This is a genomic window from Streptomyces sp. NPDC019531, assembly GCF_044903305.1.
Taxonomy (GTDB): domain Bacteria; phylum Actinomycetota; class Actinomycetes; order Streptomycetales; family Streptomycetaceae; genus Streptomyces.
Window position 1 is genome coordinate 408,251 of record NZ_JBJDQL010000003.1, and the last position, 11,614, is coordinate 419,864.

Genomic DNA, 11,614 nt, shown 5'->3' on the forward strand with positions numbered 1-11,614 from the left:
ACGCCAGACTTCGCCACCCCCCGCCACGCCCATGCTTTTGATAGACGCAGTATGGGGTTCCCCTTGTCTCGGACAAGGGTGTGATGCGCCAACAGGTACGCACAGTGAAGTGATCGACACATGGTGTGATGTGGTCCTCGGTGTTGCCAGCGGTGCAACGGAAAGGAACGAGCGCTCATGCGCGAGATCCTCGGAAGGCGACGCAGGCTCCTGTCCCAGCGCAGCGACGGAAGGCCTGAATTGCTCAGCGCGGCCCTGACCTTCGCGAAGGAATGGCAGTGGCCCGTACTCCCGGGTGTGGCACCGGACCCCGAGGGTCGGGCCCGCTGCGGCTGCCCCGACCCGGAGTGCACGGTCCCCGGCGCCCACCCCTTCGACCCCGGCCTGCTCGCGGCCACCACCGACGAGCGCATGGTCCGCTGGTGGTGGACCAACCGACCGGCCGCGCCGATCGTCCTGGCCACCGGCGGCAACGCCCCCTGCGCGGTCAGCCTGCCGGCCCTCCCGGCCTCCCGCGCCCTGGCCGCGCTCGACCGCAAGGGCATGCGCCTGGGTCCGGTGGTCGCCGCGCCGACCCGCTGGGCGATCCTCGTCAAGCCCTACTCCATGGAACAGTTGGGCGAACTGCTGTACGCCCAGGACCACGTCCCCGGCTCCCTGCGCTTCCACGGCGAGGGCGGCTACCTCGCCCTGCCCCCGTCCGAGACCGGCCACGGCGACATCGCATGGGAGCGCGCACCGCTCCCCGGCTCGGCCTCCCCATGGGTCCCCGACGTCGAGGCCGTGGTGGACGCCGTGGTCGAGGCCCTCACTCGTACGGGTGTGAGCGCACCCGAGTTGTAGGGGTGTCGGGCGCGGGCGGAACCGGGTGCCCGCGCCCGGTCGTTATCGTCCGCTTCATGCTGCGACATTCCGGGGGACGACCCCCAGACCCCTCATGGGTTCGTCTGCTCGCCCTGTCCGGTGCCGTGGTCTGCGCCGTCGCGCTGCCACTGGCCGTGGCCTCCGCGGGACAGGTGGGCGACGGGGGCCGTACGGTCGTACGCGATCTCGTACGTCCATCCGCGGCGCCGTCCGTTGTACGGCCCTCAGCTGTACGGCCTTCCGCGGTACCTCCGACCGCTGGACGGCCTTCCGCCGTACCGTCTTCCGCGGTCGACGACTTCAAGGCGCCGCTCGCCGACGCCTCCCGCTCGCCGCTGCTGCTCGGCCTGGGTCTGGCCACCGCTGCCCGCTGCGGACCCGACCTGAGTTCCCGCGACGGCATCGAGGCGCAGAGCTGTGTGCTCACTCAGGGCGAGGAGACCTGGGCGCGCACCTACTACCGCAACGCGACCGGCGCGGCGCTGGACGCCGTGCTCAGCTTCATGCAGCCGGGCGGACGCACCGTGCAGATGCACTGCGCGGTCGGCGCCGGGGACGAGCCGGACAGCTGTGAGACCCCCCGGGAGCGCACACAGGGGGCACCGGCCGACTACATGGCGGTCGCGGAGTTCGCCGCCCGGCACGGCAGCGGACCGCTGCTGCTGCGGGCGGGGAGCAACTCCGGGGAAATCACGGGCAGTTGACAGGCGACGGCGTTCCGTACACCTAGCCCGGACAGAGAAAGACCCGGTTGCTGGCGACGGGGGATGCACCAGCAACCGGGCTACTCGAACGGTAACAAGAGTTCGGCCGTTCGCAAATTCGACCGCGACGCTTCCTGGCCGATTCGGACACCGATTCACCTACTCCTGGGGGGAGTTGTGAACAAGGCCGGTCATTCGGTGAGGGACCGGTGCCGCTGACCGACCGGTCAGCTGCACCGGCTTTGTCAACTGAGCGTGACCTGGCGGTTGGTGAGACCGCCACGCGCGCGGCGCTCGTCGGGGGTCAGCGGTGCGTCCGTGGCCAGAGCGCCGGCGAGCCGCTCGGCGAACTCGGCGGCAGGCTTCTCGACGTCCTCCGCGGTGACCCCGCTCGGCAGGTCCCAGACCGGCACGGTGAGGCCGTGAGCGCGGAAGGAACCGACGAGCCGGGTACCTTCACCGAGGCTCGAACGGCCCGCCGCGTGCAACCGCGCGAGTGCGTCCAGAAGTTGCTCCTCGGGGTGCGGCATGACCCAGCGCAGATGGTTCTTGTCCGGGGTCTCGCACCAGTAGGCGGCGTCCACGCCGGTCAGCCGGGCGGTCGGGATGGCCGCCGCGTTGGCCCGCTCCAGGGAGGCGGTCACCTCGGGTGTGGCGTTCTCCGCGTCCGGGACCCAGAACTCGAAGCCCTCGTGCACAACTGGCTCGAACGTGCCTTCGGGGTCGAGCAGATCCTGGAGCCGCGGACCGTCGGCGGGGGCGCGTCGACCCTCGACCGGGGTGCCGGGGGCCGCCTCCAGTGCCCGCCGAAGGGTGTCGGCGAGGTCGCGGCTGATGTCGCCGGACGCCGTGTCGTTCTGCAGGCCGAGCAGCACCGAGCCGTCGTCGCGGCGCAGGGCGGGCCAGGCCATCGGCAGTACCGTGGCCAGCGTGACCGACGGGACGCCCTCGGGAAGACCGCCCTTGACCGTCAGCTCGACCGTGGCCGCGGGGACCAGCTCGCGCAGGGCCACCCAGTCGCCCTCTCCGGCCAAACCCTCGAAGGGGCGGTGCACCAGCTCGGTCGCGGCCTGCGCGGCGGCCCGGCCGTGGCAGGCCTTGTAGCGGCGGCCACTTCCGCACGGGCAGGGTTCGCGGGCGCCGACGACCGGGACCTCGCCATCCGTGATCTGCGGGCGCTTGGCCTTCGTCTGGGGTCGCTTCTTGGCCATCGTGGCTGTCTCCCGGTTACGGCTCGTCTCGTACGGGCGCGAGCCTAGCCGTTCGTGACTTGACTGACGGGGGCCTGTGGACAACGCCGGTTGGTTTCAGGGGCGCGGGGAACTGCTCGCCCCGCCACGGCGGGCCCGCAGCCGCCGGACGGCATTTCGCGGCATCCCGGTGGGCACTCAGTCGAGTTCGTTGAACGCGTCGACGAAGCCCAGGTCGGATATCACGGACACCGAAGGAGCCGTGACCCGCGACGCGAAGTCATCGCGACGACGCCCCACGTCCGGATCGTGCACATCCGAGTGCACGATCACCCAGACCGTCACCTCGCCCCGCGCATCGTCCCGCACACCCCAGTCGTCGGCCAGCGCGGTGATGATGTTCAGCCCACGCCCACCGTGCGCGGTGACCGAGGGCGTCGCCGGAGCCGGCCGGGTGGGCCCACCACCGTCCGTCACCTCGACCGTGAGTCTGCCACTGCCGTCCACGCGCCAGGCGGCGCGCACATCACCGTCCCCCGCCAGGGCGTCGCCCAGCGGCCGGCCGTGTTTGCACGCGTTGCTCAAGAGTTCGGAAAGAATCAGTACGGCGTCGTCGATGACCGATTCCGCCACGCCGCCCCTGCGCAGTTGCACGCGCATACGGTGTCTCGCTTCCCCCACGCCCGCAGGGCCATGGGGTACGGCCATGCTCGACGACGTGGGCACCTCCTGTGCCACCACCAACGCCACCCCCGAGACCTCCTTCGCCCCACGCCACGGAGTGGATGCCCCATTGGCCTGTACCGGAAACCGGCCAATCCCGTTCCGCTGACGCATTCGTCACGATCGAACACGAACCGAACGCGCCGGGGCACACCCTGTGACGGAGAGGACGTCAGCGGCCCAGTCGGTCGAGCACCGCGCGCGGGCGGTTGGTGATGATGGCGTCCACGCCCAGCTCGACGCAGAGGTCCACGTCCTCGGGTTCGTTGACGGTCCACACGTGCACCTGGTGGCCCGCGCGCTTGAGGCGTTCGATGTAGCCGGGGTGGTTGCGGACGATCCGGATCGAGGGGCCGGCGATGTGCACGCCGGCGGGCAGTCGGCCGTCCCGGAGGCGGGGCGAGACGAACTGCAGCAAATAGACCGTCGGCAGGGTCGGCGAGGCGGCACGCACGCGATGCAGTGATCGGGCCGAGAAGCTCATGACCCTGATCGGCGACTCGGCGGCCGAGGCGGGGGCGTCCAGACCGAACCGCTTCAGGAGCTCCAGCAGCCGCTCCTCGACCTGGCCGGCCCAGCGCGTCGGGTGCTTGGTCTCGATGGCCATCTCCACTCGCCGCCCCGCGTCGGCGACGAGTTCGAGCAGCCGCTCCAGGGTGAGGACGGAGGTGTCCTCCCGGTCCTCGGGCCGGTACACCCAGTCCGGCTCCTCGTCGCGGGTGCGCCACAGTTCCCGGGTTCTGCGGGAGCTGAAGTCCAGGGTGGCCAGCTCGGCGAGCTCCAGCGCCGAGACCGCTCCGCGGCCGTTGGACGTACGGTTGACCCGTCGGTCGTGGACGCAGACGAGATGACCGTCCGCCGTGAGGCGTACATCGCATTCGAGGGCGTCGGCGCCGTCCTCGATCGCCTTCCTGTACGCGGCGAGGGTGTGCTCGGGAGCGTCTTCCGATGCTCCGCGGTGGGCGACGACTTGAGTCAGCTGCTGCCGTGCGTGGGTCACCGCGTCATGGTGTCACCGCACGGGGGTACGCGTGCGAACGGAGGCGTATGGATTGCGACTCATTTGTCTTACATGGCCTATATAAAGAGCGACCATGGACCCACAGGCACCGCTTATGGTGCCCTGACGGCCTGTGGGAAAAGCTGACGGCATACAAAAGGACATGCACAGCTGAGGCACGCCGGGCACCGAGCGGCACTGGCCGAGCGTGACCGAGTGCGACCGACAATCGACAGCCGTGGACCGAGGAGAGAAGCTGTGAGCACCGAGAACGAGGGCACCGAGGTACCCCCGGCCCCGTCTGCACCCCCCGTGCCGGTGGACGCTCCCGCGGCTTCGGCGCCCCAGGCCTCCGACGCGGGCGCCCCCACCACGCCGATTCCGCCGGTACCGCCGAGCACCTCCGGCGGCGCCCAGGACCCCGAACTCGTGCACGCCGGACCGACTCCGGCGTATGGCTCGGCGGAGGGCGCGGGCGGGGCTCCGCAGTACCCCGGCCCCGGACCTGAAGGGGCCTGGCCGCCCCCGCAGGTCCCGTCGTACGCCGACGGCGGTGCGGGTGGCGCGGGCGGTGCCTGGGGATCGTCGTACCAGCAGCCCGCGCCGAAGCCGAAGAACGGCCGCGGTGGTCTCGTCGCCGCGATCCTGGTGGCCGCGCTGGTCGCCGGCGGCCTTGGCGGCGGTCTTGGCTACACCCTGGCCAAGAACAACGACAACGGCTCCTCGACCACCCTGTCCGCCTCGGACAGCGGCGGCAGCGTCAAGCGGGACGCGGGCACTGTCGCGGGCGTGGCGCAGAAGGCCCTGCCCAGCACGGTCACCATCGAGGCCGAGTCCACCAGCGGCGAGGGCGGCACCGGCACGGGCTTCGTCTTCGACACCGAGGGCCACATCGTCACCAACAACCATGTGGTGGCCGACGCGGTGGACGGCGGCAAGCTGACCGCGACCTTCCCCAGCGGCAAGAAGTTCGATGCCGAGGTGGTCGGCCACGCACAGGGCTACGACGTCGCGGTGATCAAGCTCAAGAACGCGCCGAGCGACCTCAAGCCGCTCACCCTGGGCAACTCCGACCAGGTGGCGGTCGGTGACTCCACGATCGCGATCGGCGCCCCCTTCGGCCTCTCGAACACCGTGACGACGGGCATCATCAGCGCCAAGAACCGCCCGGTGGCGTCGAGCGACGGCAGCGGCAGCAACGCCTCCTACATGAGCGCCCTCCAGACGGACGCCTCGATCAACCCGGGCAACTCCGGAGGCCCGCTCCTGGACGCCCAGGGCAATGTGATCGGCATCAACTCCGCGATCCAGTCGACCAGCAGCGGCGGCCTCGGCGGCACCAGCCAGTCCGGCTCGATCGGCCTCGGCTTCGCCATCCCGATCAACCAGGCCAAGTACGTCGCCCAACAGCTGATCCAGACCGGAAAGCCGGTCTACGCCAAGATCGGCGCCTCGGTCTCCCTGGACGACTCCTCGGGCGGCGCGAAGATCACCGAGGAGGGCGCCAGCGGCTCCGACCCGGTCGAGGCGGGCGGCCCCGCCGCCAAGGCCGGCCTCAAGCCCGGCGACGTCATCACCAAGCTCGACGACTCGGTCATCGACTCCGGCCCCACTCTGATCGGCGAGATCTGGACCCACAAGCCCGGCGACAAGGTCAAGATCACCTACGAGCGGAGCGGCCAGACCCACACGGTCGACCTGACCCTGGGCTCCCGCACAGGCGACAGCTGACCCGCACATGCCTGTCCTGACAGTGGTGGCAGCGATCTCACCGTGGGTTCACATCCCACCGCCTCCGCTCAGCTCATAAGCATTGCAGGTCAGATGGGGTGTCCCTCGTTGAGGGGCGCCCCTTCTGCGTGGGCGGCCGAACAATGCGTGTGTGATTGGCGCAAACCAGGACACCCGTGCGAAATGGTACGAACGCTGAGACGACATGGAAGGCACGGCAGGCACAGCGCGACTGACCAGGAGGCCGAGACCGCGCGGGCACCTGAGGTCGGGCCGGATGAGCAGGTGGAGCGGCAGGCGCCGGACACACCGACGGATCTGCCCAAACGCTCCTGGGGAGCAGTACTCAAAGGCACCTTGAAGGAGTTCAAGAAGGACGAGCTGACCGACCGGGCCGCGGCGCTGACCTACTACGGGATCCTGGCGCTGTTCCCAGCACTGCTGGCCCTGATCTCGCTCCTTGGGGTCGTCGGACAGTCGACGTCACAGCAAGTGCTGGACAACATCCAGAAGCTGGCCCCGGGTGCGGCGCAGGATGTCCTGCGCAACGCGGTGCAGCAGATGCAGGGCAACGCCGGGATCGGCTCGGTCATGGCGATCGTGGGTCTGGTGCTCGCGGTGTGGTCGGCCTCCGGCTATGTCGCTGCTTTCATTAGGGCGGCCAACGCGGTCTACGGCATCCCGGAGGGCCGCCCGGTGTGGAAGGTGCTGCCCGTTCGCGTCGGCGTGACGGCGGTCCTGATGGTCCTGGCGGTGATCAGCGCGGTGATCGTCGTGTTCACCGGCGGCTTGGCCCGGCAGATCGGCACCGCGCTTGGTGTCGGCGACACGGCGCTGACGGTGTGGTCGATCGCGAAGTGGCCGGTGCTGGTGGTCCTGGTCACCGTCATGATCGCGATCCTGTATTGGGCGACGCCGAACGCGCGGGTCCGTGGCTTCCGCTGGATCACGCCGGGCAGTTTCCTGGCACTGCTGATCTGGATGATCGCCTCGGCCGGGTTCGCGGTGTACCTGGCGAACTTCGCCTCGTACAACAAGACCTACGGCACCTTCGCCGGCGTGATCATCTTCCTGGTGTGGCTGTGGATCACGAATCTGGCGATCCTGCTGGGTCTGGAGTTCGACGCGGAGCTGGCCCGACAGCGCGCGGTCGCGGGTGGTCACCCGGCCGAGGAGCAGCCGTACGTGCAGCCGCGCGACACCCGGAAGTGGGACGAGGAGGATCGCCGCCGTCTTGAATCCTGAGATACCGCCAGGTGGCCACAGGGACCTCCCAAGGTCCCCTGGCGGGGATGTCCATGTGATCGCGGAATCGGTGTGACTGGGCTCTGGACGAGAGGTCGGCTGGTCATGGGAGCGAGGGCGGATCTGCATGACGGGGATCGCCTGCTGGCCAGGCGGGCGATCGGGTGGGGGCCGCCCTGGGTGCGGCGGGCCGCGCCCGTGGTGCAGGAGGCGGCCGAGCACACCAAGCTGTGGTGGGCGACGGCCGGAGCGATGGTCGCGTTCGGCGCGTGGCGGGGTCGTGTGGCCGCCGCCGCAGGGGTGGCTGCCATGGCGACGGCCCAGGTGCTGTCGAACGCGATCGCCAAGCCGCTGTACCGGAGATGCCGCCCACCGCAGGAATGGGTCCCGTCGGAGGAACTGAAGGAGCGCCCGGACAGCTCTTCCTTCCCTTCTGGGCACACCGCCGCGGCCTTCGCCTTCGCGGGTGCCGTCGCGCCGGTGTGGCCGGCCGCCGGTGCCGCATGCGGGGTGTCGGCGGTACTGGTGGCTGCGGAGCGGGTGCACAGCGGGGCGCACTACCCCTCCGACGTGGCCGCCGGAGGCGTGATCGGCCTGGCCGCGGCCGCCCTGGTGCGGGGAGCACCGTATCTGCTGCGGCTACGTGTGCTCTGACGGGCGGTGAGGCGGTGCCGCGGGGGGTACCCGGACAGCCGACCGGACCAATGGACAGGCCGGGGCCGTGCGAACGCTCGCCGGGCCTGCCGGCACCACCGACGAAGGACAGACGAGGGCAGGTGAGCATCCATGACAGCAGACAGCTCCCACCGCACCGGTGTCGGAGCACAGGAACCGGTGGGCGACCTGGTCCAGCGTGCCTCGCAGCAGCTCTCGCAGTTGGTACGTGACGAGATGCGCCTTGCGCAGGCGGAGATGACCGAGAAGGGCAAGAGGTTCGGCAAGGGCGGGGGTCTGTTCGGCGGCGCCGGACTGGTGGGTGTGCTCACCCTGCAGGCACTGGTGGCCACCGTGATCGCCGCGCTGTCCCTCGCCATGGATGTGTGGGTGGCGGCTCTGATCGTCACCGGCGTCCTGGCCGCCGTCACCGCACTGATGGCGGCTCTCGGCAAGCAGCAGATCGGCAAGGCGTCCCCGCCGACGCCCGAGCGGACCATGGACAGCGTCAAGGCCGATGCGGCCGAGATCAAGGAGAAGGCACAGCGATGACCAAGGACAGCTCCCACACGGGCGATGAGGCGGCAGCACCCACCCCGGAGGAACTGCGCGAGAAGGTCGAGGCGACCCGTGAGGAACTCGGCGAGACCGTCGAGGCGCTTGCGGCGAAGAGCGACGTCAAGACCCGCGCCCAGGAGAAGACGACAGCCGTCAGGCAGCAGGTTGTCGAGAAGACCACGCAGGTCAGGACCCAGCTGCGGGACAAGGCCACACACGCCGCCCACGCGGTGCAGGACAGGACGCCCGAGCCGGTGCGCGCCAAGGCGGCCGCAGCCACCGGGCAGGTCCGCGACAGGGCCGTGCACGTCGCGGAGCTGGCCCGGGACAAAGCGCCGGAACCGGTACGCGAGAAGGCCGGCCAGGGCATACAGGCGGCGCGAGCCAAGCGCACCCCGCTGCTCGCCGCGGCCGGTGCGCTCATCGCGCTGCTGCTCATCCGTCGCTCTCGGAGGCACCGATGAAAGCCTCGAAGATCGCTTACAAGCCGGTCGGCCTGGCCGTGGGGGCCCTCAGCGGTGCCCTGTCCGGCGCCGTGTTCAAGCAGATCTGGAAGCGGCTCGGGCACGAGGAGGACGCGCCCGACGCTACCGACGAGCACCGCACCTGGCGCGAGGTCCTGTCGGCGGCCGTCCTGCAGGGCGCGATCTTCGCAGGCGTCAAAGCCGCCGTGGACCGCGGCGGCGCCACGGCCACCCGCCGACTGACGGGCACTTGGCCCGGCTGACCACTCCCTACGGTGTCCGCCTCCTGGACGGACGGCCTCTTACAACGCACGCGAAACCTGAATACGTCGAGGGCGCTTCGGACCCCGTCAGCACTGCAAGCCGGGATGCCTCCACGTCTCCGTCTTCGCCCAGTCGGCGTCCACGGGGCGCCCTGCTGAGGCGAGTTGAGCGCCAGGTCATGCGGAGCCACCGCGGCCGACCTGCGCATTCCGGCGGCTCGATGGGCTTCTACCCTGACGGTAACCAGGCCGCGCGCCGCGTGCGCAGTGCTCCAGGTCAGGAAGTGCCCGGCAACGGAGCCAGTGGACCCCGTGTGGACCACGGAGCCCGCGCGACGCCCGAGCCCGGTACTCTGTAGCCGTTCCGCCCCTGGTGGGCGGGAGGTGGGTTGCCCGAGCGGCCTAAGGGAACGGTCTTGAAAACCGTCGTGGCAGCGATGTCACCGTGGGTTCAAATCCCACACCCACCGCACGTGAACGGCCCCTGACCTGCTGAATCGGTCAGGGGTCGTTGCCATGTCCTGACACCGCTGCCGCCCTGTGTTCCCCGTGGCTCCCCGGTCGAGCGGGCACGATAGGGGCACGGATAGCCTCTGTGGCCATGGCTGCTGTTGACCCGACTGTCCCGCAGAGAGAGCACGAGATGGGGCGGATTGCCCTCTGGCTCGCTCCGGATGACCTTCGCTGGCTGGCAAGGCATTGCTGCTGTGGCCCTGAAGCCTCGGAAGAAGATCGTGATCGTTGTGGCCGGATCCGCTTCCGGGCCAGCGCTGCCCTGCACAAGCAGGGGCTTACCGGCTGAGAGCTCCGCTCCCGAATGAACTTTGACCTCGCGGCCTCATCCTTATCAGGTCGATCCCGTACACCCTGGAAGTCGGAGGAAGCCTAGCTCGGCGCGTTTGGGATGACCGCTGAGGGTCGCTCCCGTCCGACTCCGTACCCTGCTGTTGGTGTCAGCGGTTGGTGTCAGCCGACTGACCTCCTCTTGACAGATCTGCTGCCAGCACTCCAGGAGTGATCGGCAAGCACGCTACCGGCGTTACAGCCGCCGCTTGTCTCTGAGGTAGGGGAGCACCAGGAAGCGTGGCCTGTTGAAGATCCCGATCAGGATGATCAGCAGCCAGCAGAGGATCATCCCGCCGATTGCCGCCGCCGACATCCCCAACCAAGGCTCGGCCAGTTTCTGTGTCCGCGTGACTGCGAGCCCCACGACCAGCGCGATCATCATGATGGCCATAAAGACGAAGTTGGCCGCAACGACCACGACGCCACGTGTGAGGACCCACCCCGGCGCCCCTCTCACACTGAACGATTGCGCGGCATCGGGAGCACGCTCGGGATGCCTCCAGAGCCGGACGGCCACCACGACGTACCGGACAGCCAGCGCCACGAACAGGGCTAGCGCGATGGAGCCCCCGATCACTTGCGAACTCCGCTCATCTGTCGCCCCCACACAGCTGGCTCAGGATAGAACCTCATCTCATCAGTAGGACAGCCATATGAGCTTGTTCCGCTTTGACGGACACCATCGGTGTGGTGGTCAGGCTGCGAGCGCGGTCTCATACTCGGCGGGACTGCGATAGCCGAGGCTGCTGTGCAGACGGTGCAAGTTGTACCAGCCCTCGATGAAATCGAAGATCGCGGTGCGGGCAGCGGCCCGGCTGGGCCAGGAGACGGCGCCGAGCAACTCCCTCTTGATGGTGGCGAAGAACGACTCGGCGAGCGCGTTGTCCCAGCACTGTCCGGTGCGGCCGACCGACAGACGCACACCCAACTGGTGTGCCAGCGTGGCGAATTGCTGGCTTGTGTACTGACAGCCGCGATCCGAGTGAAAGATCACCGGCCGGGTGGGACGGCGCTTCCGCCAGGCGGCCGTGAGGGCATCGGCGACCAGATCGGTCCGCAGGTGGTCGGCCGTCGCCCAGCCGACCACGCGACGGGAGGCTATGTCGATGACGGTGGCCAGATAGAGCCAGCCCTCCTCCGTGGCGATGTAGGTGATGTCGCCGCACCACCGGGCATTCAAGTCGGCGGGGTCGGGCTGAAAGTCCCGGACGACGAGATCGGGCCGAAGGGCGGCCCGTGGATCAGGAATCGTCGTCAGGGGCCGTCGTCTGCGGTGTCGGCCATGCAGGCCGGCAGCCCGCATCAGCCGCGCGACACGTCGGCGGCCACATCCGGCGCCCGCCCGCTTGAGCACCGCATGGACGCGCGGGGC

13 protein-coding genes and 1 tRNA gene are annotated in these 11,614 nt (G+C 69.5%); 9 read left to right on the plus strand and 5 right to left on the minus strand.

The window, feature by feature from the left end; all coding sequences use genetic code 11:
- Positions 1-177: 177 nt before the first annotated feature.
- The gene (locus tag ACI2L1_RS06160) at positions 178-843 is read left to right on the plus strand and encodes a bifunctional DNA primase/polymerase (protein WP_404738097.1); all 666 of its coding nucleotides are present in this window, start codon (positions 178-180) and stop codon (positions 841-843) included.
- 56 nt (positions 844-899) lie between these two features.
- Positions 900-1,568: a hypothetical protein gene (locus ACI2L1_RS06165; protein ID WP_404738098.1), complete on the plus strand. Its 669-nt coding sequence runs from the start codon at positions 900-902 to the stop codon at positions 1,566-1,568.
- Positions 1,569-1,813: 245 nt separating this feature from the next.
- Here ACI2L1_RS06165 and ACI2L1_RS06170 read toward each other — a convergent pair whose 3' ends face one another.
- From ACI2L1_RS06170 to ACI2L1_RS06180, 3 genes are all read right to left on the minus strand, one after another.
- Entirely contained in the window at positions 1,814-2,779 is a 966-nt protein-coding gene (locus ACI2L1_RS06170) for a DUF5926 family protein (RefSeq protein WP_404738099.1), read from the minus strand.
- A 177-nt stretch (positions 2,780-2,956) separates the two neighbouring features.
- Complete coding sequence (locus ACI2L1_RS06175) at positions 2,957-3,595, minus strand: ATP-binding protein (protein WP_404738100.1); 639 nt, start codon at positions 3,593-3,595, stop codon at positions 2,957-2,959.
- Positions 3,596-3,653: 58 nt separating this feature from the next.
- A complete protein-coding gene (locus ACI2L1_RS06180; RefSeq protein WP_404738101.1) occupies positions 3,654-4,481 on the minus strand; it encodes a glycerophosphodiester phosphodiesterase in 828 nt (275 codons plus the stop codon).
- Between the two features lie 258 nt (positions 4,482-4,739).
- On the opposite strand from ACI2L1_RS06180, the gene ACI2L1_RS06185 reads away from it, so the two are divergent.
- The 7 genes from ACI2L1_RS06185 (at position 4,740) to ACI2L1_RS06215 (ending at position 9,866) form a co-directional block, all read left to right on the plus strand.
- A complete protein-coding gene (locus ACI2L1_RS06185) occupies positions 4,740-6,212 on the plus strand; it encodes a S1C family serine protease (RefSeq protein WP_404738102.1) in 1,473 nt (490 codons plus the stop codon).
- Positions 6,213-6,395: 183 nt separating this feature from the next.
- The gene (locus ACI2L1_RS06190; RefSeq protein WP_404738103.1) at positions 6,396-7,457 is read left to right on the plus strand and encodes a YihY/virulence factor BrkB family protein; all 1,062 of its coding nucleotides are present in this window, start codon (positions 6,396-6,398) and stop codon (positions 7,455-7,457) included.
- 105 nt (positions 7,458-7,562) lie between these two features.
- Positions 7,563-8,111, plus strand: a complete 549-nt coding sequence (locus tag ACI2L1_RS06195; RefSeq protein WP_404738104.1) for a phosphatase PAP2 family protein — start codon at positions 7,563-7,565, stop codon at positions 8,109-8,111.
- Positions 8,112-8,243: 132 nt separating this feature from the next.
- On the plus strand, positions 8,244-8,663 hold the full coding sequence (locus tag ACI2L1_RS06200; protein ID WP_404738105.1) for a phage holin family protein: 420 nt from the start codon (positions 8,244-8,246) through the stop codon (positions 8,661-8,663).
- On the plus strand, positions 8,660-9,133 hold the full coding sequence (locus tag ACI2L1_RS06205) for a DUF3618 domain-containing protein (protein ID WP_404738106.1): 474 nt from the start codon (positions 8,660-8,662) through the stop codon (positions 9,131-9,133). Before ACI2L1_RS06200 ends, ACI2L1_RS06205 begins: the two co-directional genes overlap by 4 nt.
- Positions 9,130-9,396: a DUF4235 domain-containing protein gene (locus tag ACI2L1_RS06210; RefSeq protein WP_404738107.1), complete on the plus strand. Its 267-nt coding sequence runs from the start codon at positions 9,130-9,132 to the stop codon at positions 9,394-9,396. Before ACI2L1_RS06205 ends, ACI2L1_RS06210 begins: the two co-directional genes overlap by 4 nt.
- Before the next feature lie 383 nt (positions 9,397-9,779).
- Positions 9,780-9,866 (plus strand) — tRNA-Ser (locus ACI2L1_RS06215).
- 569 nt (positions 9,867-10,435) lie between these two features.
- Here ACI2L1_RS06215 and ACI2L1_RS06220 read toward each other — a convergent pair.
- Complete coding sequence (locus ACI2L1_RS06220; RefSeq protein WP_404738108.1) at positions 10,436-10,819, minus strand: hypothetical protein; 384 nt, start codon at positions 10,817-10,819, stop codon at positions 10,436-10,438.
- Between the two features lie 117 nt (positions 10,820-10,936).
- The coding region (locus ACI2L1_RS06225) for an IS3 family transposase (RefSeq protein ID WP_404738109.1) at positions 10,937-11,614 on the minus strand (678 nt) is incomplete at its 5' end.